The sequence below is a fragment of the Nocardia goodfellowii genome, assembly GCF_017875645.1.
Lineage (GTDB): Bacteria > Actinomycetota > Actinomycetes > Mycobacteriales > Mycobacteriaceae > Nocardia > Nocardia goodfellowii.
The window spans coordinates 5,693,718-5,719,548 of record NZ_JAGGMR010000001.1; the positions used below are offsets into that span (position 1 = coordinate 5,693,718).

General features: G+C 66.8%; 30 protein-coding genes. 12 read left to right on the forward strand and 18 right to left on the reverse strand.

What is annotated here, in order from left to right; translation table 11 throughout:
• Nucleotides 1-8 precede the first annotated feature (8 nt).
• The 3 genes from BJ987_RS26275 to BJ987_RS26285 all read right to left on the reverse strand — a co-directional run bounded on the left by BJ987_RS26275 (nt 9) and on the right by BJ987_RS26285 (nt 2,789).
• Nucleotides 9-674, reverse strand: coding sequence for a carbonic anhydrase (locus tag BJ987_RS26275; protein WP_245366133.1), 666 nt, complete (start codon nt 672-674; stop codon nt 9-11).
• 145 nt (nt 675-819) lie between these two features.
• Entirely contained in the window at nt 820-2,196 is a 1,377-nt protein-coding gene (locus BJ987_RS26280; protein WP_209895172.1) for an alpha/beta hydrolase family protein, read from the reverse strand.
• 8 nt (nt 2,197-2,204) lie between these two features.
• A complete protein-coding gene (locus BJ987_RS26285; RefSeq protein ID WP_209895173.1) occupies nt 2,205-2,789 on the reverse strand; it encodes an ArsR/SmtB family transcription factor in 585 nt (194 codons plus the stop codon).
• 86 nt (nt 2,790-2,875) lie between these two features.
• Between BJ987_RS26285 and BJ987_RS37470 the strand changes: the two genes are divergently transcribed.
• The 4 genes from BJ987_RS37470 to BJ987_RS26305 all read left to right on the forward strand — a co-directional run bounded on the left by BJ987_RS37470 (nt 2,876) and on the right by BJ987_RS26305 (nt 5,208).
• Nucleotides 2,876-3,037, forward strand: a complete 162-nt coding sequence (locus tag BJ987_RS37470) for a hypothetical protein (protein WP_245366134.1) — start codon at nt 2,876-2,878, stop codon at nt 3,035-3,037.
• 134 nt (nt 3,038-3,171) lie between these two features.
• Nucleotides 3,172-3,447 (forward strand): hypothetical protein, encoded by a 276-nt coding sequence (locus BJ987_RS26295; protein ID WP_209895175.1) that lies wholly within the window; start codon nt 3,172-3,174, stop codon nt 3,445-3,447.
• Between the two features lie 66 nt (nt 3,448-3,513).
• The gene (locus tag BJ987_RS26300; RefSeq protein WP_209895177.1) at nt 3,514-3,942 is read left to right on the forward strand and encodes an STAS domain-containing protein; all 429 of its coding nucleotides are present in this window, start codon (nt 3,514-3,516) and stop codon (nt 3,940-3,942) included.
• Nucleotides 3,943-4,005: 63 nt separating this feature from the next.
• Nucleotides 4,006-5,208: a hypothetical protein gene (locus tag BJ987_RS26305; RefSeq protein ID WP_209895179.1), complete on the forward strand. Its 1,203-nt coding sequence runs from the start codon at nt 4,006-4,008 to the stop codon at nt 5,206-5,208.
• Nucleotides 5,209-5,266: 58 nt separating this feature from the next.
• Here the strand turns inward: BJ987_RS26305 and BJ987_RS26310 are convergent, their stop codons facing one another.
• The 4 genes from BJ987_RS26310 to BJ987_RS26325 form a co-directional block, all read right to left on the reverse strand.
• Complete coding sequence (locus BJ987_RS26310) at nt 5,267-6,457, reverse strand: DUF418 domain-containing protein (RefSeq protein ID WP_209895181.1); 1,191 nt, start codon at nt 6,455-6,457, stop codon at nt 5,267-5,269.
• A 49-nt stretch (nt 6,458-6,506) separates the two neighbouring features.
• Nucleotides 6,507-7,418, reverse strand: coding sequence for a phosphotransferase family protein (locus BJ987_RS26315; RefSeq protein ID WP_209895183.1), 912 nt, complete (start codon nt 7,416-7,418; stop codon nt 6,507-6,509).
• 113 nt (nt 7,419-7,531) lie between these two features.
• Entirely contained in the window at nt 7,532-8,146 is a 615-nt protein-coding gene (locus tag BJ987_RS26320; RefSeq protein ID WP_209895185.1) for a dihydrofolate reductase family protein, read from the reverse strand.
• Between the two features lie 97 nt (nt 8,147-8,243).
• Nucleotides 8,244-8,612 (reverse strand): VOC family protein, encoded by a 369-nt coding sequence (locus BJ987_RS26325; RefSeq protein ID WP_209895187.1) that lies wholly within the window; start codon nt 8,610-8,612, stop codon nt 8,244-8,246.
• A gap of 137 nt (nt 8,613-8,749) precedes the next feature.
• Here BJ987_RS26325 and BJ987_RS26330 point away from each other — a divergent pair, with 137 nt between their 5' ends.
• Nucleotides 8,750-9,571, forward strand: a complete 822-nt coding sequence (locus tag BJ987_RS26330; RefSeq protein ID WP_209895189.1) for a maleylpyruvate isomerase family mycothiol-dependent enzyme — start codon at nt 8,750-8,752, stop codon at nt 9,569-9,571.
• 116 nt (nt 9,572-9,687) lie between these two features.
• Here BJ987_RS26330 and BJ987_RS26335 read toward each other — a convergent pair whose 3' ends face one another.
• The 6 genes from BJ987_RS26335 to BJ987_RS26360 all read right to left on the reverse strand — a co-directional run bounded on the left by BJ987_RS26335 (nt 9,688) and on the right by BJ987_RS26360 (nt 14,521).
• Nucleotides 9,688-10,251, reverse strand: a complete 564-nt coding sequence (locus tag BJ987_RS26335) for a dihydrofolate reductase family protein (RefSeq protein ID WP_209895192.1) — start codon at nt 10,249-10,251, stop codon at nt 9,688-9,690.
• Between the two features lie 133 nt (nt 10,252-10,384).
• Nucleotides 10,385-10,792, reverse strand: coding sequence for a hypothetical protein (locus BJ987_RS26340; protein WP_209895194.1), 408 nt, complete (start codon nt 10,790-10,792; stop codon nt 10,385-10,387).
• 71 nt (nt 10,793-10,863) lie between these two features.
• Complete coding sequence (locus tag BJ987_RS26345; protein ID WP_209895196.1) at nt 10,864-11,625, reverse strand: class I SAM-dependent methyltransferase; 762 nt, start codon at nt 11,623-11,625, stop codon at nt 10,864-10,866.
• A gap of 60 nt (nt 11,626-11,685) precedes the next feature.
• Nucleotides 11,686-13,020 carry an MFS transporter gene (locus BJ987_RS26350; protein WP_209895198.1) on the reverse strand — a complete coding sequence of 445 codons (1,335 nt, stop codon included), beginning with the start codon at nt 13,018-13,020 and terminating at the stop codon, nt 11,686-11,688.
• Between the two features lie 84 nt (nt 13,021-13,104).
• Nucleotides 13,105-13,686 carry a TetR/AcrR family transcriptional regulator gene (locus tag BJ987_RS26355; RefSeq protein ID WP_209895200.1) on the reverse strand — a complete coding sequence of 194 codons (582 nt, stop codon included), beginning with the start codon at nt 13,684-13,686 and terminating at the stop codon, nt 13,105-13,107.
• Between the two features lie 52 nt (nt 13,687-13,738).
• Nucleotides 13,739-14,521 (reverse strand): SDR family NAD(P)-dependent oxidoreductase, encoded by a 783-nt coding sequence (locus BJ987_RS26360; protein ID WP_209895202.1) that lies wholly within the window; start codon nt 14,519-14,521, stop codon nt 13,739-13,741.
• 85 nt (nt 14,522-14,606) lie between these two features.
• On the opposite strand from BJ987_RS26360, the gene BJ987_RS26365 reads away from it, so the two are divergent.
• The 3 genes from BJ987_RS26365 (at nt 14,607) to BJ987_RS26375 (ending at nt 17,208) form a co-directional block, all read left to right on the forward strand.
• Nucleotides 14,607-15,461 (forward strand): helix-turn-helix transcriptional regulator, encoded by an 855-nt coding sequence (locus BJ987_RS26365; protein WP_209895204.1) that lies wholly within the window; start codon nt 14,607-14,609, stop codon nt 15,459-15,461.
• 349 nt (nt 15,462-15,810) lie between these two features.
• A complete protein-coding gene (locus BJ987_RS26370; RefSeq protein ID WP_209895207.1) occupies nt 15,811-16,485 on the forward strand; it encodes an MspA family porin in 675 nt (224 codons plus the stop codon).
• A 57-nt stretch (nt 16,486-16,542) separates the two neighbouring features.
• Nucleotides 16,543-17,208, forward strand: coding sequence for an MspA family porin (locus BJ987_RS26375; protein ID WP_209895209.1), 666 nt, complete (start codon nt 16,543-16,545; stop codon nt 17,206-17,208).
• Nucleotides 17,209-17,263: 55 nt separating this feature from the next.
• Here the strand turns inward: BJ987_RS26375 and BJ987_RS26380 are convergent, their stop codons facing one another.
• Nucleotides 17,264-17,956 carry a TetR/AcrR family transcriptional regulator C-terminal domain-containing protein gene (locus tag BJ987_RS26380; RefSeq protein ID WP_209895211.1) on the reverse strand — a complete coding sequence of 231 codons (693 nt, stop codon included), beginning with the start codon at nt 17,954-17,956 and terminating at the stop codon, nt 17,264-17,266.
• Nucleotides 17,957-18,184: 228 nt separating this feature from the next.
• Here BJ987_RS26380 and BJ987_RS26385 point away from each other — a divergent pair, with 228 nt between their 5' ends.
• The 3 genes from BJ987_RS26385 to BJ987_RS26395 all read left to right on the forward strand — a co-directional run bounded on the left by BJ987_RS26385 (nt 18,185) and on the right by BJ987_RS26395 (nt 20,020).
• Nucleotides 18,185-18,709 (forward strand): hypothetical protein, encoded by a 525-nt coding sequence (locus tag BJ987_RS26385; RefSeq protein ID WP_209895213.1) that lies wholly within the window; start codon nt 18,185-18,187, stop codon nt 18,707-18,709.
• Between the two features lie 232 nt (nt 18,710-18,941).
• On the forward strand, nt 18,942-19,205 hold the full coding sequence (locus BJ987_RS26390) for a hypothetical protein (RefSeq protein ID WP_372446890.1): 264 nt from the start codon (nt 18,942-18,944) through the stop codon (nt 19,203-19,205).
• A gap of 89 nt (nt 19,206-19,294) precedes the next feature.
• Nucleotides 19,295-20,020 (forward strand): PaaI family thioesterase, encoded by a 726-nt coding sequence (locus BJ987_RS26395; protein ID WP_209895215.1) that lies wholly within the window; start codon nt 19,295-19,297, stop codon nt 20,018-20,020.
• A gap of 4 nt (nt 20,021-20,024) precedes the next feature.
• On the opposite strand, the gene BJ987_RS26400 is transcribed toward BJ987_RS26395, so the two are convergent.
• Together BJ987_RS26400 and BJ987_RS26405 are read right to left on the reverse strand one after the other, a co-directional pair.
• Nucleotides 20,025-20,816, reverse strand: coding sequence for an MIP/aquaporin family protein (locus tag BJ987_RS26400; protein ID WP_209895217.1), 792 nt, complete (start codon nt 20,814-20,816; stop codon nt 20,025-20,027).
• A 97-nt stretch (nt 20,817-20,913) separates the two neighbouring features.
• On the reverse strand, nt 20,914-21,477 hold the full coding sequence (locus tag BJ987_RS26405) for a hypothetical protein (protein WP_209895218.1): 564 nt from the start codon (nt 21,475-21,477) through the stop codon (nt 20,914-20,916).
• 494 nt (nt 21,478-21,971) lie between these two features.
• Between BJ987_RS26405 and BJ987_RS26410 the strand changes: the two genes are divergently transcribed.
• Entirely contained in the window at nt 21,972-23,318 is a 1,347-nt protein-coding gene (locus tag BJ987_RS26410) for a glycosyltransferase 87 family protein (RefSeq protein ID WP_209895220.1), read from the forward strand.
• Nucleotides 23,319-23,373: 55 nt separating this feature from the next.
• On the opposite strand, the gene BJ987_RS26415 is transcribed toward BJ987_RS26410, so the two are convergent.
• Entirely contained in the window at nt 23,374-24,813 is a 1,440-nt protein-coding gene (locus BJ987_RS26415) for a carboxylesterase/lipase family protein (RefSeq protein WP_209895222.1), read from the reverse strand.
• 20 nt (nt 24,814-24,833) lie between these two features.
• Nucleotides 24,834-25,751 (reverse strand): MBL fold metallo-hydrolase, encoded by a 918-nt coding sequence (locus BJ987_RS26420; protein ID WP_209895224.1) that lies wholly within the window; start codon nt 25,749-25,751, stop codon nt 24,834-24,836.
• Nucleotides 25,752-25,831: the final 80 nt, after the last annotated feature.

A 25,831-nucleotide genomic window follows, 5' to 3' on the forward strand; every position in this document is an offset into this window, starting at 1 on the left:
TCGAACCGTCAGGTGCACTCCCGACTCGTCGGCGGCGGCTCGACGCCGGGCTGATCGAGGGCGCCGATAGCGCTACGGAGCTGGGCCTGGCCGTCGCCGAGACGGTAGGTGGCACACGCGATGGCCAGGTCACCGACGGCGACCCGGTCCGCGATCGTGGACGAGCGGCGCATGAGCAGTCGCGCGGTCTCCTCGACGTGCCGGGCTTCGAACTCCTCGACCTCGGTCAGCCCGGCACGCCGACCCCGCACGATCGAGGGAGTGACGCGGTCCACGACGCACTGGACGAACCCGCCCGGTGCGACGCCGTTGTCGAGCGCGTCGAGGGCGGCGGCGACCGCTCCGCACCTCTCATGGCCGAGCACCACGATGAGCGGAGCGCGCAGAACCGCTACGCCGTACTCGATCGACCCGAGCACCGCACTATCGATGACGTGCCCGGCGGTCCGGACCACGAACATGTCCCCCAGTCCCTGATCGAAGATGATCTCCGTGGCGACCCGCGAATCTCCGCAGCCGAACACGACCGCCGAGGGCCGCTGCCCGTCGACCAGTCCCGCAAGGGCAGCCCGGGTGCGGCGCCGCGGCGTACCGGTGACGAACCGCCGATTGCCCGCACACAGGGACTTCCACGCGGCAATCGGGCTGGTGTGCGCCACATGCTCCGTTCGCATACGAACCCTCCGAATCGATGGATTCCCTCCACCGTGCCCACTCGAGGTGTTCGGAACACCGGCCGAAGGTCACATCGATTCGAGACCTTCGGCCCGACCCTCTCGCGGGGACTCGGTTACTTCCAGCAGGCTCGAGTCGACCGGTTCACGGCAGCAGTAGACCCCAGTAAACCGCCCACAGCACGAAACCGGTTCCGCTGACGGCCATTACGAACCAACGGGTCCGCGCGCCTCTGGTCGCTCCGGTCAGTGTGCGGCGTCCCCGCACGAGAACCAGGCCCAGCGCTAGCACCGCGCACACGGCGACCAGCTGCAACGCCAGCCACGGCAGGGTCCGTCCGAACAGCAGGGGGCCGAAGGAGGTGGCGCGGGTGGTGAGGATGTAGCCGAGCTGGACGACGGTGCCGATGATCCCGATCGTGGCCGCCGAGACCATGATGCGGGCGGGACGCGGGTCCGGGAGACGCCAGGCGCGCACTGCGCCGGTCAGCGCGTAACCGAGGAACGCGAGGACGATTCCGCCCAGCAGCACCAGGTTGACCGCGGCCGACTCCCACCAGGCCAGCGGCGCGAGATCGCGCACCGAGTGCCCCTGCGCCGCAGGCGGATCCGCCCGTGGCGGCGTAGCCGAACCGGGCAGCCCGTGCACCCACTGCCCCATGAGTTCGCCGTAGCCGGGCGCCAGGCCGGGCAGTTTGTCGAAGCCGTCGGTGGTCGGCTGGCCGCCGTGCTGGGCACCGGGCAGAGTGACCAGCGTGTAGTTGGTTTTACCGGCTCGGTCGAACGCGGATCGGAAACCGCGCAGGCTGTCACCCGGCGGGGTCAGCCGATCGTGCTCGCCCCAGATGGCGAGCACCGGCAGTCGGAGTCGTTCCAGTACCGGAATCGGATCGTAGTCGGCCTGCGCGAACTGTCCGGCTCCGACCAGATGACGAATCCCGTTGCGCGCCAGCGCATCGACCATCGATCCACGCACTCCCCCGGCCCCGAATCTGGTCTCGTTCGCCCATGCCTGCTGTGTGGCCGGCGCGACCGAGTTCGCGCCGATGGTGATCAGGAAGGCGGCGTCGCTGGACCGCGAAGCGGCAAGCGGCGCAACCCATCCGCCCTCGGACAACCCCCACAGGCCCACCCGGGCGGGATCGACTTCCGGGCGGCTTCGCAGTGCGGCGAGACCTGCCAGCGCGTCATCTGCCAGCAGCGAATAGTCGCGATGCGCCGGCGTATATCCCTCGGTGCGCTTCTCGTAGCGCAGCGCGACGACGCCCGCGCGCGCGAACGCTTCGGCGGTCTGCACATAATGCGCGGACCGGCCGTCACCCGATCCATGCACGAGGACGACACCGGGTCGGCCGGTGGAGCCGGCCGGCGCGTGCACCGTGCCGGTCGTGGTGCTCCCGTCACCACGGGCGAAGGTGATCTCCACCGTCGTGTGATCCTGCGCGTAGGCCGAGGGCATTCCGCAGCAGACAGCAGCGAATAGGGTGACGAGCACGGCGATATGTCGAACGATCGAAAGCATTTGGGGTCCTACTCGGCCGAAGTGGCGCCGGGCGCCGGGAAAGCCAGAAAACGGGTCAGCACGCGGCGGGCGCCGGGCCGGTTCCGCTGATGGGTGGCCTGGAAGCGCTTGAGCAACAGCAAGTAATCCTCGAAGAACTCCTCGATTTCGGCGGGCGTCGCGTAGACCGCGCCCCGTGAGAAGGGCATGATGTCGGCCCACTCGCCGAGTTCGGCGCGTTCGGCCTCGAACTGCTGGAACATCGCGATGTCCTCGGCGAGGTGCTGCGCGAACAACCCTTCCAGCAGTTGGCGCAACTCTGGCGACTGGTCGCCGTGCATGCGGTACCGCAGATCCTTCGGTGGCGAACGCCACCACCGCTCCTTCCCCTTCGCCAACTCCGGGGCCTCCTCGATGAACCCGTGTTCGGCCAGCTGGCGCAGGTGGTAACTGGTCGCCCCGGTGTTCTCCCCCAGCAAGGCACCGAGTGCGGTGGAGGTCGCGGGCCCGTTCTCGGCCAGCGCGCGCAGGATGCGTTGCCGCAGGGGATGCGCCAATGCGCGCAGTGCGGCCGCGTCGGTGATCTCTCTGGGCGGCGGCATCTCGTCAGGCATAGTTGCAGAGTAGCCTTTGCAAACTCATCTATGCAAACATTTCTCTGCAACTCTCGCCGCCCCGCGGAAGCGGTTAACGTACGAACATGCAAGACAGCGTGACAGTTCGAATGGCAGGGCCCGCCACGGAGATATGGCAGGGCCCGCCGCTGCGGCTGTACTGGCTGATCGCCGGTCGAGCACGCGACCGAACCAACCGGCAGGGCATGCGAGAAACGCTGGAACGGATCAAGGCCGTCGTCGAATAACGCTTTCCCTGAATCGCACTCGGTGATCCGTGGCCCTGGTTTATCACCGGACGGTGTAAATAGATCGTGCTGGTTAATCGGTAGCATTCGTCGTGAAGGTCGTCACTGTGACTCGAGCGGAATGAGCATTGGCGATGGTCGATATCACCGCGTTCGACGTTTTGGCACAAATCAGCAAGTCCTCCCCGGAGGCACCGCCGGTGGCGGAGCAACTCCAGCAGATGTTGAGCTATTTGACTTGGCTCGTGTTGGGGTCCGGCATTGCCGCGATTGTCTTCGCGGCTGCGAGGTTCGCCTGGGAGAAATGGACCGGCAGCTGGCTGGAGTCACCGAAGATGGTGGCCGGCGCCATGATCGGCGGTCTGCTCGCGACCAGCGCGGGCACCATTATGAATACGCTGCTCACCTGAGCAGGTGCCGAGACGGATAGCCCGCTGTGCAAGACGAAGTGACCTCCACCTATCTAGGAGTTACCGATGCTCTGTAGATCAGGAACGATCACCGTCGAGCTCGAAGAAGAGCACGATTCCGGGCGAATCCTCGTCGTAGCCGGAGAAGTCGACTCCCACACCATTCCTTCCCTGGCCGCCGCGCTGGAGTGCATCTTCGACGACCATCCCAGCCGTGTCCTGGTAGATCTGAGCGGCGTGTGGTTCATGGACGCCGCCGGTGTGAGCGTCCTCGCGAAAGCCAACGCCAGGGCTTGGCCGCATACGGTGTTCGCGGTCATCGCGACCGGTCCCGCGGCACGTCCACTGCAGCTGACCCGTCCGGACTGCGCGATAGCGGTCTACCCGCACCGCTCGATGGCACTCGCCTGCACCTCCGATGCCATCGAATTGCCCGAAACCCGGGAGACCGCAGCCGTTTCGGACCCCAGTCCCGCGATGGCGTCTTACGGCTGACGAAGAGCCCGGCCCGGCGACCACTCGTCGCTCCGATTCCGCGGTCTGCGAAGATCTCTCGCCGTGGGGTCGTGGTGGCAGATACTTCTGAGCGGCGTCGGTGCGGTCCTGGCGGCGTTCATCGCCGGCGCCTACAGCGTGCGGAACGCCCGCAAACAACCCTTCGAAGTGCTACAGGCGCTGCTGAAGGTCACCGAGGACGGCGGCGGCGTGCTGACGCAGGCCGATCGTGCGGTCCTCGAAGACGCGGTTCATCGTGAGGTCGAGCGCATCGCTCAGTTGAACAACGCTCGGCGGCATGGCTTCTGGGCTTTCCAGCGGGAGCGGCTGCGCCTGGCGTTGCAGCTACCGTCGCGGAGCACGCGCCTGAGTTCGGTCGGACTGCCACTGCTGGCGGTCGCCGCGTGCACCTTCGTCGTCGCGCAGATCAATATGTACAAGTGGTGGGACAATGTCGCCGGGGGCGGTATCGGCGTACTCCTGGAATCGAATCGGGCCGCGCTCGCGCTGCTGGTCGCGAGTATCGGTGTGGCGCTGTGGTCGATAGCCCGGAGCGCGCTGCCGATCGTGCGCGTTGTACTGCGCTCGATTCACGTGCTGCCGGTCTACATGGTGACGACCGCGATCGCGATCATGATCTATGTCCCGCCGATGGGATTCCTGGTGCCCTCTGTGCGGCTCGAGCTCGTCATTCTGGCGGCCATTCCCCTGGTGATCGCGGCGGCGATGTGGTCCTGGCTTCGTGTCGAACTACCACTGCTCAGAAGAAATCGGTCCCGGCGGCTGGCGCGGCGCCGACTGCGCGCCAGGCTGGCCCGCCGTCGCGCCCCCGTCACCACCGCCTCCGCGACCATGACGCTGCTGTCCCTCGGCCTGGTCGCCGCGTTCATGGGTATGGGAGTGTCGGCCGCGGTGGCCAAAGAGGATAAACCCGGCGCGGGCGGCTACCTGGAGTGGAGTGGATACCAGGCCGTCGTCGGTCCCGATTTCCAGAGGATCTGGGAGGACGAGTGGCTGAACGTCACCGCCGCGCCCGCTCCGATGACTCTGGTCTACGAGGTCAGATACCGGAAGTTCACTCAGCCGCACTGGTGGGTGGACGTGATCGAACTCAGATTTCTGACCACCGCGGCGGAAATGCGAGCGGATGACCGGGGCCTGCGCATGGTGCAGAACGCCGAACGGTACGACCGCTATGTGACCGGCTTCATGATCTGCGCGGGTCCGCAGCCGGGCGCGAAATGCTCACCATGGCAGCGACTTTAGCCACGACCGCGCTCTGACTTCGACGAACGACAGGTCGCAGGTTGAGCCTCGGCGTAGCTCAGCCCGGCTTCCGCCACGACGGGATCGTCAGGTAGGTCGCGCAGCGCAGCATCCACTCCACCGGCCCATACTGATGACCCCGCAACCACCACCCGCTCAACCCCACCTGCGCGGCGAAGGTCAGCAGCGCCAGTGCCAGCATCGTTGTGGGCGGCACCTGGTCGGCGAGGCCGAGCCCGTAACCGGAGTAGAGGGCCATCAGCACGACCGATTGCGCGATGTAGTTCGTCGCCGCCATTCGCCCTGCCGGAGCCAGCCATTCGAGGTAGCGCCGGAGGAACGGCGCGTAGACCGCCACCTGCATGATGGCGGCGACGTAGGCCAACGTCATCAGCGGGTTGACGAGAGCCTGGAGTTCCGACCAGGTCTCGGGCTGGTCTATCCACCGCATGGTGTCGGCGAAAGTGACCAGCGAAACCGGCAGGCCCACAAGCAGACCGACCCGCACGGTTCGAGGCGCCCACCGGTACAGGATGTCGGGACGGTGCAGGATTCCTCGCTTACCCGCGGCCATGCCGATCAGCAGCAAACCGAGGCTCGGCAGGGCCTGCCCGAACCAGTTCAGCAGCATGAACTTCGGCCCGACCGTCGTCTGGGCATCCAGGGTCTCGGCGAAGCCGCGGGTGAAATCCGCTCGCAGACTCGGAAAGTCGAGCACGTTCCAGACTGCGTAGAAGGCCGCATCCATACCGGGCATCAGTACCGATGTGATGTAGAGCACGGCGCCGGCGATCCAGGCGGTGCGCGGGCGCAGGTGACGGCAGGCGATCAGAACCAGGCCCAGGACCGCGTACAAAGTGAGAATGTCACCGAGCCACAACAGGGACACGTGCGCGAACCCGATCGCGCCCAAGGCCACACATCGTCGCAGCAACCGAGCTCGCTCGGAGACCCGCGCCTGCCGCGCCGCCGCCATCTGCAGGGTGAACGAATATCCGAACAGGAACGCGAACAGTAGGTAGAACCGGCCGGAGAACAGAGCGTCGAGTATCGCGAGTACCCAGTGCCCGTTGTCGCGCGACGACTGCTCGAAGTCGCGGGCGTTGCCGAAGTCCCACAGTTGCGTCGCGACGAAGACATTGACCACCAGGATGCCGAACAGGGCGAATCCGCGCAGGATGTCGATCTCGGTGATGCGCGTCGGCGGGGCTGCCGCGACGGGCGGCGCGGAATCGGGTGAAACGGACATCCGGAGACCGTATGCCATGGCCTCGGCATCGGCTGATCCGGTAGCGGGTCTATCGCACGCCCGGCGCCAATTCCTCATACAGACCTTGCAGGGCGGTGTGGTCGTCGTCGGTGCCGGTGTGCGGGCCGGCGAACCATCGGGCGTACTCGGCGATTTCGGCCAGGCGCCAGTCCAAGGCGAAGAGTTCGACCATTGCGGGGTCCGGATGCGGCAGGGCGGCAGCCGGGAGGTCGGCGTAGTCGCGTGGCGCCAGCGCCAGTGACTCCCAGTCGACCAGGCGCAGGCCGTCGGCGGTCACGACCTGGTTGTCGTTGTGTGGCTCACCATGGGTGGGTACCCATGAATCTCGTTCGGCCAGGGCGGTTTCCGACAGCTCCAGGTAGCGGTGCGTCCAGTCCGCGATGTGATCGTGGTGCGCGGCCAGAGCGTTGCGGGCCGATTCGGCCAGTGGACCACTCGTCCATGGTTCGGCGGTGCGAGCGCGCAAGAGATCGGGAAAGTCGGCACCTACTTGCGGGGTCCATGACCGCAGACCGGCGGGCGGAGCCGAGGCGTGCAGAGCAGCCAGCGCGCTGACGACCTGCCGCACATGGCTGGGCTCGCCGGCCTCGGCGCTGCTGGGGCTGCGGCCGCGCAGCCACGGCGTCGCGCTGAGCACACCCGCGCCGACATCGACGGTGAAGCGTCCGGACCGTGCGAGCAATGGCGGGCACACCACCTGCAGACCGGCGTCCGACAAGGAGGCCGCCCCGGCATAGGCAGCCTCCAAAGACGCCGCGGTGTGTCGCGGCTCGAGCTGATCCAGCGTCACGAACAACACGGCTTCCCGGCCGGTCGCACGCCAATGATGCGCGCCGAATCCCCATGGCAGATAACTGATCTCGGCGATGTCGGGCAGCCACTGCGCCGCGACCACCTCCGCGATCGCCGCCGCACCGATAGCGGAAGGAGGGGTGAACATGAACTCCGCTCTCTACTCTCCAACGACTGCGGCACGCCCAACCGGCTTGTGGCCGACAAGTCAGCGGTGCCGAGCACAGAATGCGATCACGATGCAGTACACCCGCGCACCGATCAAGTGGATTGATCTCCGGGCTGATCCCGCAGCACGCGGTAGCGAAGGTGCGTCACATCGCGGGCTTCCAGCCGCCGGATCAACTCGAGCTCGATGTGGTCGGGCCCCAGACTGTCGAACAACCGGCGTCCCTCGCCCAGTAGAACCGGCACGAGGTGGATCTCCATCTCATCCAGCAACCCGGCCCGCAGCAGCGCTTGCGCCGCACCCGCGCCGTGCACGAGCACGGGACGGCCGCCCGCGGCGGCACGGGCGCGCGCGACACAGTCTCCGACATCGGTGACGAACCGCGCGCTGCCCGGCGGGACATCGTCGTCGTCGATGTGATGGGTGAGGACGAGGATCGGCACGCCGTCGTGGTGGTCGCCCTGCCAGCGCCCGGCCAACTCGAAGGTGCGCCGACCGGAGATCACCGCCCCGGTGGCCGAGGCTTCGCTGAACACCTGCCCGCTCGGGCCGTCCGACATCCGATCGTCGAGCCAGTTGAACAGCCGCCCGCCGTCGCGACCGAGTTCCTGCCCTGGACGGTCATCCGGGCCGGCGATGAAACCGTCCAGCGACATCGACATGTAGAGCCGGATCGGCGATTCGCCCTGCGAGATATCTGCGTTCATGTCCGTTGAGACGAGCCCGGATCACCGAACTCATCGGTGACGCTTGCCGCTTCGACCCCGGCTTATTTCGCGGCGGTATATGTCCAGTGGCATTCGATCAGGCACGGTCGTGCAGGGTGATCTGGTAGCCGTCGGGGTCGGCGAAGGTGAATGTCCGGCCGAAGGGGCCGTCGATCGGCGCGGAGACGATGGTGTGACCGTCGGCGGCGAGCGCATCGTGAATGGCCTGAACGTCGTTGGCGTGCAACCAGATCGCGGCTCCGATGCCGGGGTGCGCGACGGTGCTGAGATCGGTGCCGGGAATGATCTCGCGGAGCGCGAAGGCGATCGGCTCGGTCGCGAAGACGACGGCGTGTGGCGGTCCGGCCGGCGAGCGGACGAGGCCGAGGTACCGCTCGTAGAACGCCTGCGAAGCCGCGAGATCGCGCGCTTGGAGCGAGAGGAAATCGGGACCGGTGGCGGGCATGGTGCTCCTTCTGTACGTGTCAGTATCCTGACATAAATCACCATATGTCAGCATGTTGACATCGGTCAAGGCGTGCCGGACTCCGGTTGTCGAAAATCGGTGGCTCGTCAGGCCCGCGTGCGGTTGACTGCGCACTCATGATTCCCCTCGATACCCGCCCGCTGTTCCGCGGCGAAAGGCAGGCGCTGCTCGAGCTGCTCGATTCTCTGGACGCCGCCGACTGGCAGCAGCCGACCGTATGTCCGGGCTGGAATGTGGCCGACATCGCCGCGCACATCCTCAACGATTACCTACGACGGATCTCCGGCAGCCGGGACGGGCACACCGGTGCGGTGTTCGCCGACGACGAGACCCTGCCGTCCTACTTGGCGCGCGTCAACGAGGAATTCGTGCGCGCGATGCGCCAAGGCAGCCCCCGGGTGCTCACCGATCTACTGGCACATCTTGGCCCCCAACTGGATTCGGTCTGGGCAACCACCGTCGATCTCACCGAACCCGCACGGCTCAACGTTTCCTGGGCGGGACTCGGTACCAGTCCGGCGTGGCTCGATATCGCCCGCGAATACACCGAATTCTGGGTCCATCAGCAGCAGATCCGCGACGCGGTGTCGCGCCCCGGCGCGGACGACGCCGCGTTGCTGGGCCCGGTGCTCGTGACTTTTCTGCACGCGTTGCCGTGGGCACTACGCGAGCAGGCGCGGCCCGAGGGCACGACTGTGCGTTTCGAGATCAGCGGCCCCGCGGGCGGTCACTGGTCGGCGGTATCCGACGGTGCGCGCTGGGAGCTCACGACCGCGCAGGTCGACGAGCCCGCCGCGGTTGTTCGCATGGACCAGGACACCTTCTGGCGTCTGGCCAGTCGCGGGATCACCGTCGAGGAGGCGCGTGCCCGAGCTGACCTTCGTGGCGATCCCGAGCTGACGGAGGCGGCGACGACATTGCTTGCCGTGGTCGTTTGAATCACCGCGGCCGGAGCAAGCGGACCGCTGGCGGCGGGCGAACCTCCGCAGATACGTGACGCTGACCAGGGATGGCCGATCCCTGGCCAACGGCCCGCCGCCGGGTACGCGGGGGGTTACTTCGCTATCGCGTAGCGCACGAGCATCACTCCATTGGCGAACGAGGCGGCCTCGATCAGCTTCAGGTCTCGCCGATCGTCGAAAAGATGTGTGCCTTTGCCTCGGGTGACCGGGCAGACGAGCATCTGGATTTCGTCGACGAGGCCCGCGTCGAACAGCGAGCGCATGAGTGTCAAACTCCCGAACAGCCAGAGGTTCTTGCCGTCCTGGTCCTTGAGTTCGCGGACCGTGGCGACCGGGTCGCGGGTTACGGTCGCGGCGGGGAAGTCGCCCCAGGGCGCGTCGTCCAGTTTCGACGAGGCGACGAACTTGGTGAGGTTGTTGAGCTTCTCGCCGTACTCACCCTGATCCTCGGCATCGGCCCAGCCGGTCGATTGGGCGTAGGTGTTCGCGCCCAGAATCATTGTGTCAACCGAGTCGATAAGACCCAGCACGCTTGCCTTGAACACCTGGTCGGTGGTCTCCGAGAAGGGCTCCACCGAGACGAAACTCAGCCCTCCGTCCTCCTCCGCGACAATGTTGTCCGCGGTGACCCACTGCTGGACTATGAGCTTGCGCATGGCGGTGATTCTCCTTCGTCGGGCGGCCCGTGATCGCCGCTGTGCCCCTGGGACGGAGCCGGGCCGGGATTCTCGACATCAGGATTGCCGGGGAATGGAAACCGGCTCAGTACAGGGGCGGCGCCGGTTGCGCCTATCGACCCGGGTCGTACTCGTAAGCATTCGACGGCAGACCCGGCCGCGTCGGAAACGGGGTGATCCTGGCGTCGAGTGCGAACCCGATCTGCCCCAATGTCACCGGCATCATGCAGTCCCGGCCGGGGTGGGTGTAGAGCTCCCGGCCGGGCGTGGGATCAGCGAAGCCGGTGACCGACTTGTTGTAGGTCCCCACGATCGGACCACCGGCCAAATTCACGCCGACACAGTCGACTTCGAGAATGTAGGTGCCGTCCCCGCCGCAATGCGCCGCCGCACCTGTCGGCGAACGGTGCAGCGTGCAATCCCGGGGCTCGGCTCCCGCGGGCGCGGCGGCGACCACCGTCATCGTGGCCGCTCCGGCGATCAATAGCGACACACCGAGCACACTTCGCGTCTTACCCATTGTCAGCTCCTTCGATTGTCGTTGATGAGGGACGATGCGCGACGCGTCGGTGGCCTCGCTGTGCGGCGGCCTCAGGGTTTGGTGGCGACAACCAAGACGTTCTTGCCGAACAGTTTGCCGGTCATGCGCTGCAATGCCTTGCTGAGCGGAAAGACCAGCCGATCGTAGAAATGGAGCGCACGCGGATTGATTGTGCCGTCGTCACTTCCGGCGATCTTGTACACGAGTGTCGCGAAGAAGCCGATCGGGTCGCAGTAGCGGGATTCCACGACCTCCAATCCCGCGTTGCGCAGGATGCGGTTCAACTGGGTGCGGCGATAGCGCCGGTAATGACCCACCTTGGTATCCATCGAGGTGAACAGGATTTCCAGCGCGGGCACATAGACGACGAGCGTGCCGCCGGAACACAACCGGGAAGCGATCTGCTCCAAGGCCTCCTGGTCGTTCTTGATGTGCTCGAGCACATTGAAGGTGTAGATGAGGCTGTAGGTATCGGCGCCGGACTTGCGCGTGGCATCCTCGACCACGCAATAGCCCTTCGCATGCAGCAGCTTTCGCAGCTCCGTGTCCGGCTCGAGGCAGTCGGGGATGATCTGTCGCGCGGACAACATATCGGCGTAAGTTCCGCTGCCCGCACCGAAGTCGAGGATTCGCAGGTTCGGCGACGTGACGTGTTTGTCGACACAGTCGATCAGAAACCGGTTGTAGTTGACGGCGCCGGACATCGCTTCCAGGTTGTCCCGGCCGGTGTACACGAACTCGCTGGGCGTCAGAATCGATCCCCTTCGCTCGGAATGGAATGTAAACGACTCTCCGTTCGGAGATGATGCCACGTCGTTGATGCTCAGCCGGGATTTTGGGACCAGAAAACCGAATGGCTGCGCGGTTTCGGCTCAGCCGTCCGAGCGAGCGCGGCCGACAGCGAGCAGGGCGATCGGGACGATGGCAGCCAGAGCCGCGGCGAGAACCAGGAATGCCGTGGTGTCGCCGTAGGTCCGGGCCAGCGGCGCGACCAGAGCCAGCACGAGCGGCGGGCCGGTCTCCATCGCGGTGTTGGCCAGCCCACCGGTCGAGCCTTGCCGCGCGGGACCTGCGGCGGCCATCGTGATGGCCATCGCCGCCGAAAGGGCAAGTCCGACACCGAAGGGAAAGATCAGCAGCCCTGCCAGTTGCAGACCCAGATACGGACCCAGCGTGCTGACCAGCACCGTGCCGGCCGCTGCGAGCAGCAGGCCGGTGACGAGAACGGCACGGGCGCCATAGCGGCCGAGCAGTCGAGCCGCAGCCGGACCGGCGAGCAGTACCACGATCGCGGCGGGCACGAAGGCCGCCGAAATGCCCGCCGGGCTGTATCCCACAGAGGCCAGATACAGAGTCAGCAAGTAGTACAGCGACGCGTTGGCCCCCGCCGAGATCAGGATCGCCGCCAACCCCGCCCGTCCCGGAATGGCCAGCACCGGAAGCAACGGCGCGGAGGAATGGCGTTGCGTCACAACGAATCCCGCGAGCAGCAGCAGCCCCGCTCCGGCCAGGGGCAGCGATTCCGCCGCGAGACCATAGAGCAGAGCGGTGAGACCGGCGGTGACCGCGACGGTGCTCACCGGAGCTATCGCCGCATGTGGGAACCGCGCGGGCGGATCTATCGGAACGAGCGCGGCGATGACGACGGCCGCGCCCGACGCGATGAGCGCCACGGGCATGAACAGCCACCGCCACGACACCGCGTCGACCAGGAAGCCCGAAATCACCGTTCCCGCAGCGGCTCCGGTGACCGCGAGCACACCCCATACAGCCGTGGCGCGGATCCGGCGGCCAGAGTCGGCGAACACCGCGGGGATCAGCGCCATTGCCGCCGGCACGGCGAACGCCGCGCCGACTCCCTGGAGGAGCCGGGCCGCTACCAGGACCGTCATGCCCGGCGCGGCGGCCGCGGCGACCGAGGCCACCGCGAAGACCGCCAGCGCTCCGATCGCCGTGCGGCGCGGACCGTACCGATCGGCGGCGCGACCCGCCACGAGCAGCAACGCCCCGAACGTGACGCTGTAGGAGGTGGCGAGCACCACGAGTTCCGCGGAACTCGAGCCCCAATCCCGCTGTAGCTGAGGTAATGCCACGGTCAGCATGGTGATCGAGGCGATCATCACCAGCTGCACCGCTGCCAGCGCCGCGAACGCCGCCTCGGCCCGGCGTGCCGTCGGCAGCGCTCCGGTCATCTCTGTCGCTGACATACTTCCCCACTCTTTCTAGAACGATCGGTCTTGAATTGAAGCCGAAAAAACGGCGCGACCGAGGGATGCCGGAAATGAACCCGGTCAGCCCAGGACCGACACCGCTACCCGCGCGGCGTCCCGTAATCGAACGGCCGCGTCCGGGGTGCGTTCGAGCACTCGCACGCCTTGCAGGAACACCAGCAGGAACCGCGCCAACGCGCGCGGATCCGCATCCGCGGGCAGCTCGCCTTGCGCTCGGGCCCGCAGTAACGCGGCGGTCAGTGTTGTTTCCAGATGCGCCCAACTGGCTTCCACCAGCCGCGCCACGCCCCGATCCCGAGCGGCGAGCTCGACCGCGCTGTTGACCACGAGGCAGCCGAGATGACGCTCGTCCTCGGCCGCCTCGGTCGCATAGCGCCACACCAGCGCTCGTACCGCCGGCACTACCGGACCCGGCTGCGACAACTCGTTCATGATCTGCGGGTCGGAGATATCCAGATACCGCCGCAGCGCCTTGGCGAAGAACTCCTGCTTACTGCCGAAGGTCGCGTAGATACTGGCTTTGGCGATTCCCAAGTGGCGCACCAGGTCCGCCATCGAGGTCGCCTCGTAGCCACGTTCCCAGAACAGCTCCAGCGCACGCTCCAACACCGTGTCCGGATCGAACTCCTTTGCCCTTGCCATGGCCGGAACGATACGCAGTTCTAGACCAATCGGTCAATAATAGGTCGGAAAGTCATGCCCGCATTCCGCCATCGACCCGCAGGACCGTCCCGGTGACATAGGAGGAACGATCGCTCAGCAGCCAGGCGGCGGCCTCGGCGATCTCTTCCGGAGCGGCCGCCCGGCCCAAGGGGGTTCGGGCATTGAGCTGGTCGATCGTGCCCGGCGACTTCGCATCCCACTCGTGCAGCATCTCGGTGAGCGTGGTGCCGGGCGCGATGGCGTTGACGCGGATGCCTTCTGGACCATAGGTGACAGCGGCGGATTCGGTCAGGCTGTTCAGAGCTCGCTTCGCCGCACCATAGATGGGAAGCGCGGGATTGCCCATCAGGCTGCCGACGCTGGAGGTGTTCACGATCGCCCCCTGTCGCGCGGTGGCGCGGATGGCGGCGATCTCCGCGGTCATGGCCAGCCAAGGGCCCCTGAGGTTTACGGCGCAGACATGGTCGAAATCGGCCTGCGACAACTGGTCCAGCGGACCGGGTGGCTGGCCCGTCGCACCGTTGTTGAAGGCGCCGTCGAGCCGGCCGTAGCGCCGCACGCACCGATCGACAGCGGCTTGGACGCTGTCCGGGTCGGCCAGGTCGCAGACGACATAGTCGGCCGTGCCGCCGGTCGCGCGGATTTCCTCGGTGACCGCTTTCAGCTGAGTCTCGGTGCGGGCGGCGAGCAGCACCTGAGCGCCCTCCCGGGCGAACAATCGTGCGGCGGCCGCGCCGATGCCGCGGCCCGCGCCGGTGAGGAAGACGACTTTGCCGACAAGCAAACCGGGGGTCGTGGATGGTGTGTTGGTCATATCGCCGAGCTTGTCCGCGTCCGCCGGACCTATCCAGGTACCGGCGGTGCCTGGATGGATTTGCCCGCCTTGACACACTGAACCGGTGGACAGAGGAGAACTGGCCGGGTTCCTGCGCAGCAGACGTGAACGCATCACCCCTGCCGACGTAGGGCTTCCCGCCGGGCAACGCCGCCGCACCCCGGGGCTGCGCCGCGAGGAGGTCGCGCAGCTGGCGTTCATCTCGACCGAGTACTACACCCGGCTCGAACAGGCCCGCGGCCCGCATCCCACCCGAGAAGTGCTGTCCCAGCTTGCCCGCGCCCTGCGACTATCCGATGCCGAGCGCGATCACCTGCATCACCTCGCCGGTGTTCCGCCCGGGCCGCCGCCCGGACCCGCACGGGAGGTCCGCCAGAGCATCCTGGACCTACTGCGCCGATTGCCCGACACCGCCGCGCTCGTGCTCTCGGCCGCCTATGAGGTCCTCGCCTGGAACGACCTGGCCGCCGCCCTGCTCGAAGACTTCTCCGCGCTGTCCCGGCGCGACCGCAATCTCCTCCGCCGCGCGTTCCTCGGCCCGCACCGCGCGGGGCGTCGGCTCTACGGGATCTCGGACGCCGATGAGTTCAGCCGCACCGCCGCACAGCATCTGCGCGCGGCCGCGGCCCGCTACCCCGACGACCCGGAATTGACCGCCCTGATCAGCGAGCTCCGCTCCGGCAGTCCGGAATTCGCTGAGCTCTGGGCAGCGCACGACGTCACCGACGGCCCCACCCTCTGCAAGACCTTCGACCATCCGCTCGTCGGCCCCATCTCGGTGAACCGCGATGTGCTCGATATCGCCGACCGCGACCAGCGAGTCATCCTCTACACCGCGAACCCCGGCTCGCCCGCCGAACAGGCGCTGCGGCTGCTGTCCGTCATCGGGACGCAGCGCATGGAAACGACGCCCGGCTGACCGTCGCCACCGCAGGAAATACGCCAAGCGCCCCAACGACTTTGCCCCTCCGTCCGAAGAACCACGCCTCCCCCTTCGGCATCATTGTCCTCGATCACCGACCACAAGGTCGGGACACTCGCCGTGGCGCGCGCGGGCAGGTAGCCCGCAATCGTCTCGAAACTTCCTGCCGGCTGCCGCATCTCGGCGGTCCCGACGCGCGGAACCGGGAGTCACATAGCGCACCCGGCATAGTCAGTGCCAATCAGGTTAGGCTAATTTTCCTTGCATGCGCCCGGCGTGAGTTTGCTGGACGCATGTACTGATGGCACCACTGCCTCGGGCATACCCCGAGAGAAGTCAGGAAGAGATGACAACTAATCCGAGCACCGGATCCGGCTTGCTCACGCGATCTTTCGGAATCCTGGGCACCACGGTCGCGGCAGTCGGACTGTTCGCACCGGGCACAGCCACGGCCGACGTTCTCGTGCCGCTGCCGGACGGCCACAAGGTGGCGCCCGGCGCCGTCATCACCCGCACGGGTGAGCGGGCCCTGGTATCGCCGTCCTTGGCGGCAAATGGCGCGGGCCGCGTCGTGTGGGTTTCGGGCATGGTCGTCGCCGAGGTCACCGAGACACCGGAGGGGAAGGTCGGGCCCGATTCCGGCCCCTCGAACAACCCGGGCAGCAACAACTCCGCCACCTTCGGTGCGTCCCAGCTCAACACCGGGTACATCATCGGCTGCCAGGTCAGCATCGCCGACAACGCCGTCTCGCTGGGCGCGTCCGGTGGCGCGACCCTCCAGTCGGCCAGCATCAGCGGCTCGATCGGGGTGCGGATCAAGCCCGGCGAGGTGCGGTTCGTGCAGCTCGAGCGCGCCGACATCGTCAAGCCCGGAACGTATTCCGTGGACTACACCGACGTGGAGATGTCGATCGAGGGCTGCGCCGGTTACGCGCAGGCTCGCGCGTACACCAACCTCGAGATCATCGGCGAGAGTCACACCAAGACGACCCTCTATGGGCAGCCGTTCAGCATCGGCTGAGCCGGCGGCGTAGTCAGCACATCAATCCGCACCGAACCCTCGAAGGGTTAAATCTTCATGTTCAACCGTAGAAACCGCGCGGCCGTCTCCGGACTCGCCGCTGCCGCCACCGCAATCGGTTTGTTGTCCGCCGGAGCCGCGAGCGCCGACACCTTCATTCCGCTGCCCGGTGGCGAGATCATTCGTGACCTGCCCAACGGCATGACCATCACGGTCCGGCTGGTCGGCGAGTCGGCCACCATCAACCCCTCTCTGGCCAGCACGCCCCTGCACCGCAACACCTGGGTGTCCGGTACCGCGCACGTCGAACTCACCGGAGGCGACCGGTCGAGTGTCGGCGCGAAGATCGCGCCGGGCTATGTGGTGGGCTGCCAAGTCGACATCGGCGGCGGCAGTCTCACCGGCAACGGCAGTACCAGCCTGAGCGACGAGAATGTGTCCGTGTCCTCGCGAGCGGGCGGCAGGCTCACCCTCGGTCCCGGTCAGACCGGGCGGCACATGCTCCTCGATTTCGAGGCTCCCGACGATTACGGCAACGAGGAGCACAGCCGCGCCAATTCCTTCCGCGGCCCCACCGGCAGCGTCAATTGGACCGACGCCACCCTGGCGCTCGACGGATGCGCGGGCTACGCCCAGGCACGCGCTTTCGTGCTGGTGAAAGTTCGTGGCGCGCACGGTGTTTCCGTGGTGACCCTGTGGGGTCAGCCCTTCAGCCTCGGCTGAGAAAATCGCGTGCGGGCTCGGCGAGCGGGGTCGCCGAGCCCGTTGCACGTGGCGGCTACCTGCTGGGGTAGGGCAGCGTGGCGGCGAGACCGGCCAGCAAGATGTCCAGGCCCCGTTCGAGTTCGGCGGCGCCGTCGTAGGAAGCCAGGTCGGAGGCGAGACCGCGTAGCAGCGGGAAATCGCCTACCGGGAGGCGATGCAGGCCGAGCCGCAGCAGGTCGTCGGTTTCTTCCGGCCGTTCCACGACTTCCTGGAGTTCGTTCAGTACGTGCCCGTAGAGGAATCCGAACAGCGCGCGATAGATGTGCAGGGCGTCGGGGCCGGCGAAACCGGCCCGCGTGAGCAGCGCGAGCACATCTTCCAGCGGCCGCAACACCGACTGCGGGCGCTGCCCCAGCGGTGTCGACAACGGGCGGGTCACCAGCAGCGGCACCACTTTCGGATGCCGCAGGGCCAGTTGCCGGAATTCTCTGGCGACAGTGCGCAATTGATTGACCCAGTCCGGGTCGGTGGGATCGACGGTCAGTTGCGCGAACACCATTTCGGCGACCCCGTCGAGCACCGCCGCCTTGTTCGGCACATGCCGGTAGACCACCATCGGATCCCGCTGCACCGCCTCGGCCAGCCGCCGCATCGACAGACCCTCCACACCCTCACGATCGACGATCTCCAGCGCGGACGCCAGCACCATGTCCCGGGTGACTCGACTGGACTTGCCCTTCGAACGAGTTCGCGAAGTTTCTGCCATCACACAGTCAGTGTAGGGCTACGACGTTGACATCCGCTCTCGCAGGACATAACGCACGATCCTGAGTGCGACGGCCGTACCGGTGGGCTCCGCTGAAAAAGCCCCTGCCACAAGGGAAGTAGTCATGTTCATAGTGTAGGCCTACAGCGTTGACATTAGTTGCGCAACAGTGTCTACTGAGGGAATCCAAGACCGCCATCGCCTTTCAGCCGGATCCGAGGCAACACCATGAGCCCCCAGTCGACCACGACCCTTCTCCGCCCGGCGCCAGGCAAGAACGAGGGCAATGGCGGCTTCTACGCCATCGAGCAGTTGTTCGCCGATTTCGCCCAGCTGCGGCACGACGACCCTCGTCGAATCGTCGTGCGAGAGGAACTGCTCGCCAGCTGTCTCCCGCTGGCCGAGCACATCGCTCGCAGGTTCGACGGCCGTGGGCCAGCCTTCGAGCAATTGCTGCGGGCCGCGCGATCGGGCATGACGAGGGCTATCGATCGGCACGATGGCAGCAAGCCATTCCTGCACTCGGCGGTACCCGTGGTCACCGATGCCGTCCGTTCGCATTTCCGCGCGCCCGGATCGGTGACGCGAATGCCGCAGCGCCTCGCCGATATTCGGCACTCGATCGGCCCCGCCACCATCGCGCTCGACCGGCGACTGGGGCGGATGCCCACCGCCGCGCAGATCGCCGCCGAACTCGACGCCGACCTGCTGGAGGTCGTCCACGCACTGGTCATCGGCAACGCGACTCGATAGACACCCTCGCCAGCGCAGGCTCCGAGCATCAGCGCAGCACCCGATCACCAGCGTCATCGGCTCGAACGATCTCGTGATCGTCGACCCGGGCCTCGATTCAGTGGGCAACGGGTACCGGATTCGGCAGTAGCACAGCAACCTACCGGCCTGTGCGACGGTTCTTGCCGGAGTGAATGTAGTCGATGCCGACGACCTGACAGTGTCACCCATTGGGCAACAAGGAGATTCGACAATGAGAACTTATCAACGCGACAGCCGGCGGATGCGCGGCGGTGGCCGCTCCAGGATCACCGGTCTGCTCGCGGTAGTGGTGTTCGGGTGGCTGATCATTGGCGCGATCGCCGGCGCGCAGCGGGACTACTACACCGACGCACCGAACAACTGCGCGAGCACCGGAACCATCGCGGTGACCATTCTCGCCGGGCCGCTGAACTACCTCGGCATGAATCCCAAAGTCACCGACTGTCAGATCGATCTGCCACAGCCGAGCCAGTAACGACCCGAAGGAGAGACCGCCCACGCGGGGACTGTCGGACCTCCTCGGTAGGGTCGAGCGGGAGTGGCGGAGTTGCGAAGGGTTGGTTCATGGTTGAGGCGGCGGTCCGTATCCCGGGGTATGCGCACGGCTATCCGGAGGTGGCTTTCGGCGGGTACGTCGCCGGAGTGCTCGCCGCGAACTCGGAGGATCCGACGGAGTTGCGAGTCGACTTCCGGGCTCCGGTGCCGGTCGAGACGCCGTTGACGATCACCGCCACCGAGTCCGGCGGGCGCGCGCTCAGCAACGCCGACGGTCTGCTGCTCGCGCAGACCGCGAAGGCGACGGTCACCATCGCGGCCCCGCCCGCACCGTCCTGGGCCGAGGCGCAAGCCGCCACGGCGGCGGCGCTGTCCTCCCCCGAACGCTCGCGTGGCGACTGCTTCGGCTGCGGGGCGGATTGCGAACCAGGGCGCGGTATGCGCCTTTTCACCTCGAAGCTGCCCGGACACGACTTGATCGCGGGTGCGTGGAGTCCGGACCCGGCATTGGGCGGGGCCGGAGGCGAGCTCAGCGCCGAACACGTCTGGTCCCTGCTGGACTGCCCCGGCGGGTGGGCGGCGATGACCATGCGCGGTATGCGCCCCGGTGCGGTGACCGCCGCGCTGACCGGCACCCAGTTGCGGCCGGTTTCCGTTGGCGCGGAGTACATTTCGTATGCGTGGGCGGCCCATCGAGCGGGCCGCAAGTACACCGTCGGCGTCGCGCTCGCCACTGCGGACGGTAGCCTCTGTGCGCTGGCTGAGGCGCTGTGGATCGAGCCGCGCCCGAGCTGATCGCTCAGAACAGAAACTGTGCGGCGACACCGGCGAGGATGCCGCCGAGTGCGGGCCCGAGCACCGGCACCCAGGCGTAGCTCCAATCGCTGGTCCCGGCCGGTCGCGCCGGTCCCGGATCGGCTTGCGGGTGCGCGCCGGCCGCGACCGGCGTCCGAGCGGATCGCCCGACCGGCAGGACGGCATGCGCCAACCGGGGGCCGAGATCGCGGGCGGGATTGATGGCATAACCGGTGGGTCCGCCGAGCGAAGCGCCGATACCGACAACCAGCAGCGCCACCGCGAGCGGGCCGAGACCCGACGGCGTGTTCCCGAACGACAGCACCACCAGCACCAGCACGAAGGTCGCGATGATCTCGGTGAGCAGATTCCAGCGGTAGTCGCGGATCTCGGGTCCGGTGGCGAAAACGGCGAGCTTCTTGGCCGCGTCCGGTTCGGCGTCGAAATGCTTCTTGTAAGCGAGGTAGGTCAGGCACGCACCGGCAAAGGCCCCGGTCAGTTGCGCGGCGAGATAGGTCGCCGTGGCACCGAAGGTCACGGGAATGCCCGGCGCGTAATCATCGGCGCCGCTGGTCAGAATGCCAAGGGTGACTGCCGGATTCAGGTGCGCGCCGGTCTTGAACGCCAGGTACACACCGGCCATCACACCCAGGCCCCAGCCGAAGCTGATCAGCAGCCATCCGCCATCGAAACCCTTGGACTTGACCAGCAATACATTGGCTACGACTCCGGTGCCAAGCAGAAGCAGCACTGCCGTACCGACTGCTTCGCTGACGAACACCGATCCGAGACCCATCGCTCCTCCGTTTCACATGCCCCCAAACAGACACAGCGGACCGACAGTAACCCACCGGGCTGTTGGCTAACGTTCAGCAGCCGTGCGGCGGGTGAGTTCAGGTGTTCTCGGTGAAGCGATACCAATCGCCGTCGAAGTCTTCGTATCCGATGCCCGGCCCCGGCGGCCGCCCCAGCACCGGCGGCGGATTATCGGGGAAGTAGGCGAACCCGGACCGATCCAGGTCACCGCCGTCGATATAGAACAGGCATCCGCCGTCGCGGCGCTCGACGAAACGCACCAGGTAGACGCCCAACCGGGTGCGCTCCCCCGGGTTCACACAGTCGACCGCCTGGTCTTCCAGGATGCCGCGGGTGATCTCCCACCCCGCCCGTTCCGGAATCTCGTACCAGACCAGCGCGGCCAGCGCGCCGATGAACAGCGGTGCCGCCAGGCACAATTGGATCGCGTGATAGCGGATCAGGCCGATCAGTCCGAGCGCCGCCGACACCAGCCCGAACCCCACCAACGCTGCCCACAGCAGCGCTTTGGCGACGAAAGTGCCCTGCGCGGCGAGCACCCAGCACAGGGCCAGGCACAGGGCCGCGACGACCAGGGTGAGCAAACCCATGGTGCCCACGAACCAGCGCGGTGTGCGAATCCGCTCGCCACCAACGCTCATGTCCCACAACATACGACGACGACCGCGTCCCCGCATGAGAAAACCCCCGGGTCATATCCTCGAACGAGGTTACCGACCAGGGGGTTTCGCCAAGATTCGCTCAGCTCGGCATCACAGCGGCGGGAATCCGGCGGAGCCAGTGGCCATCCAATTCCAGAATGCCGCGGCGCGGTTGATGAGCAAAGCGAAAATATCGAGCGCGGTGCTTCCCATGTTTTCCTAACCTCGAGCGATCTTTCTAGCAGCGACCAGGGTAACGGATCGCGGTAACCACTGCTCAACCACACGAAACCACAATCCGCCACCGGCAGCTACCGGCCGGGTACCGTGTGCGCGGTCCCACCCGCGGTCGAACCCGCCCAGTCGGCAGACGGCGAGCCCCGTTACCGGACGAGCGGCGAAAGGTCCTACCATCCAACGTAAACCGCCCGTCACAGCCTGCCGACGGGTCGCATAGCGCACTGTGTGCCCAGACCCGAGGATCCGGATCGAGAATGACGACAACGGTGGACGACCGCGCACCACGGCACGACATCTCGACCCGCATGCTCATAGCCGCGTTGCTGGCGGCGGTGGCGACCCTGGTCTGGCATATCTACGCCATCCCGATCGGGAGCCCCTACTACGGCCTGTTCAACAATGACGTCGACCAGTACGTCTACACCGCCGGCGGCGAAGCCGTCCGCTATGGAGTCAGCCTGTACGACACTCCGGTCTTCTTCGACATGGAGTTCACCTACACGCCGTTCGCCGCGCTGCTGTTCGTCGCGTTCACCCTGACCGTTCCAGTGGTGGCCAAGGCGGTGTGGTGGGTCGCCATCATGGTCGCGCTGATCGCGCTGGTCGCCGTCTGCCTACGTGCGTTGAACTACCGGAATACTTGGCGCACTTGGCTGTTCGCCGCTCTCCTAGCGGTGCTCTGCACGGCCTTCGAACCAGTGCGGACCACGATCTGGCTCGGGCAGATCAATATCTTCCTGGTCCTGCTCTGCGTATGGGATCTAACCCGCGCCCGCACCGCCACGCTGCGTGGTGCGGGCGTCGGCATCGCGGCCGGCATCAAGCTCACCCCCGGGTTCTTCCTCGTCTATCTCGCCTGCACCCGCCAGTGGCGGGCCTTCTGGATCGCGACGACCGCCTTCGCGACCACGGTCGGCATCGGCTTCCTGATCCGGCCCACCGACTCCACCACCTATTGGGGACGCCAGTTCGACGCGACCGGCCGGGTCGGCCCCGTCGATTCGCCCGCCAATCAATCCGTCAACGGATTCCTCGCACAGATGCTGCGGTTCTACGACATCGAGCGCTACGCCGTACACAGTCCCACAGCGACCGTGTACGCCGCACCCACCTGGATGTGGCTGGCCGTCGCCACCCCGCTGGTCCTGCTGGGACTCGCCGCGAGCGTTCGTGCCTATCGTTGCGGGCAGGTCCTGCTGTCGATCACCTTGGCGGGCATGACCGCGGCGTGCCTGTCCCCGTTCTCCTGGGGACACCACTGGGTGTGGTTCGTCCCGCTGTTCGTCCTCGCGCTGCACTACGCGCGGACCACCCGAGTGCACCTACGCTGGGCGCTGCCGATCCTCGTCTTCCTCATCAGCTTCTGCTGGTGGTGGAACTACCCCGAACGACCGCCCATGCGAGACGCACCCCACCCCATCGGCCTCGGCTTGTTCATGCTCCCCCGCGACAACCTCCCCACCTGGCTGGCCCACCTCGCCGTCCCCTTCTACTCAGGCTGCTACCTGCTGCTGTTCATCGTGACCGCGGCGTACGTCCTATGGCATGAACGCAACGTGCGCGGGGCGAACGCGGGCATCAAGGTCAGGGCCGCCGCGTGAAAGCCGGGGCCCCAAGCGGGCAAAGCCGTTTCGGGCTGCTCGGATGCCGAGCGGCTCAGTAGCCGAAGTTCCGCACCACTGGTCGCTGTGGGGCATACGCCGGCCAGCCCGGGTCTCCGGTTGTCGCGAATGCGACCCAGGCGGCGTGCATCTGGGCCGCGAGGCCACGCGGGGCGGCGCCGGGTCCGAGCAGACCGGTGGCCCCGTGCAGCCACGGTTCGTCGGCATTGTCGAACACGAACGGCAGTTCGACGGTATGGGCGGCGCCGAGGCGGCCGTTCAGGGCTGTCGAGCGATAGCCGAATGAGTAGACGTGGGTTCGACCACCCGAGATTCCGGCGTGGGCCCCGGCCATACGCGCCGCACCGGCCCCGAACAAGGCGTCGCCGAGGAGCACCGAGCGCAACTCGCCCGGTGTCGCGTCCGGATGTGCCGAGCGCAACGCGGCAACCGTGGCTTCCGGGTCCGGGTGCACTCGAGCGGCGACAGCGCGGAGGTCAGCCTCTGTCGTCGACTCCAGCGTGCCCGCCGGCACGAGATAAAGACGCCCTTCCTCGGTGTTGGTGCCGATCAACAGGTCGACCTCATCGGCTGGGCCGTCGCCGAGACCATCGGCAGGCTGGACCGGGAGCACCAGGCTGAACGGGCTCAAACCGACCAATGGGTCCGTGGCGGTGCCGGTGCGTAGGTCCAGGTCGGTCAGTGCCGGGAGAACAGCCAGAAACCGTTCGTCCGCGATCGTGGCGAACGCCTCGGCGGTTGGTTCGATACCCAGTGCGGCAGCTGCCGCACTGGTAACCCGGCGCGCCTGCTCCGGAGTGAAAGCGCCTGTGCCGCTGCCACTTTGGATGATCGACCGCCGGAAGAGACCTCGAGCGTCCGGTGTCGCGAGCAGCCCGCCGACAATTGTGGCACCGGCGGACTGGCCGAAGACGGTCACGTTCTCCGGGTCACCGCCGAAGGCGGAAATCGTGTCGTGCACCCAGCCGAGCGCGGCGAGCACGTCGAGCAGTCCGCGGTTGGGCAGAGCTCCTTCCAGGTCGAGGAAGCCGGGGACACCGAGGCGGTAGTTCACCGTCACCAGGACGACGCCGTCGCGGGCGAAGGCGCCGCCGTCATAGATCGCGGCGCGCGTGGAGCCGCTGACGAACCCCCCGCCGTGCACGAAGACCATGACGGGACGTGCACCGCCGTCGGCGGCGGGGGTGCGGATGTCGACGGTCAGGTACTCCGCGCCGCGTACCCAACCCGGTCCGAAGTAGGGCGTCATATCGAGCAGGCCGAAATCGCGGGTGGGCTGCGGGGCGGTCGGCGCGGGCCGCGTGCCATCGCGCACACCGGACCAGCCCGGATGCGGCGCGGGTGGCTCGAAACGGCCGCGGCCGATCGGGGCTGCCGCGTAAGGGAGGCCGCGGTAGAGCTCGCCGGAGCTGTCACGGTGGCCACGTATGGCGCCCGCCGGGGTTTCGACAACCGGAGTTGTGGACTGAGCCATGGGAATTGCTTCCTTTCTGATCAGGAGATCCGGGAGAAACCGGCCCACCCCTTGATCGCGAACCGCGACCCGCTGCGCTCGACCGATACCGCGCCGTGGCCGCCGAAATGGGCCGGGAAGACGAGCGCGTTGCTGTCGGCGGCGGACCCCAGCAGCTTGTAGCGGGTGGCCCGGGACTCGACCGGATCCTCACAAAAGCAGGAGTTGGTCTCCGGCTCCATGACCTGGAGCGCGGTGTGCATCAGATCCCCGACGAACAGCGCTCGATCGCCGCCGGACTGCAAGGTGAGCACGGACGAGCCGGGCGTGTGGCCGGGAGCCAGGTCGAGTCGTAAGTTCTTGTCGATTCGGTACGACCCGTCCCACAGGTGGGTCAGCCCCGCCTGCTGGACCGGTGCGACGCTGTCTTCGAAAACGTTCTGGTTACCGCGACCGAGCACGGAGGTGTATTCGTTGGCCGGGTCCCAGAACTCGAAGTCCCGACGCGGCATCAGATAGGTGGCGTTGGGGAAGGTCGGCACCCAGGTTCGGCCGTCGAGCCGGGTGTTCCAGCCGACATGGTCGATGTGCAGATGTGTGTTGACCACGATGTCGACGTCCTCGGGCCGCACGCCGACGGCGGCCAGATTGTCGAGATAGTTGGTGTCCAACCTGCTCCACACGGGCGCGTAGGGCCGTTCCTTGTGGTTGCCCACGCCGGTGTCGACGAGGATCGTGCGTCCCTCGCTGTGCAGCAACCAGGACTGAATGGTGGAGTGGCACTCATCCGTTTCCGGGTTCCAGAAGTCCGGCGCCAATTCGTGGCGGTGTTCGTGCCACGAATCGGCAGGACTGTCCGGAAAGAACTGCGCCGGAGTCATTTCGACGGAGCCGTAATACTCTTTGATGCGGGTGACGGTGACGTCGCCGAGCATGATCTGTTCGGGAAACTGGTCCATGTGGCCGAGTCTGTCCGTGCGATCGGGCGCGAACCACTCCCGCGTTGTCCTACCCCTGACAGGGTGTGGCTGGGCTCGTG